Source organism: Rhodovulum viride, assembly GCF_003265965.1.
In the GTDB taxonomy this organism is placed as follows: Bacteria; Pseudomonadota; Alphaproteobacteria; order Rhodobacterales; family Rhodobacteraceae; genus Rhodovulum; species Rhodovulum kholense.
On the sequence record NZ_MUAV01000303.1, the window covers coordinates 1 to 222 of the forward strand.

At 71.6% G+C, this 222-nt stretch carries 1 protein-coding gene; it reads left to right on the plus strand.

Features of this window, described 5'->3' with window-relative positions; translation table 11 throughout:
• Positions 1-222 (plus strand): hypothetical protein (locus tag BYZ73_RS23450; RefSeq protein ID WP_181498206.1); only part of this gene is annotated, 222 nt, incomplete at both ends.

Consider the following 222-nt stretch of genomic DNA (forward strand, 5'->3'; position numbering starts at 1 on the left):
CCGCGCGGCGGCTGACCATGGCGCTCGACGTGATCCCGCATATCGACCTCAACGGTCCGACCTACGGCCTCGCCTTCGAGATCGAGGCGATGGACCGCGCCCGCCGGGCCGAGGATGGTTCGGCCTTTTCCGACAGCCACTGGCGGCTGCGCATGGCCGTCGCGCGGTTCTTCGAGGCCCGTGCGGCCCATGCCCATGAGCGCTGGCGCCACGAGACCGGCC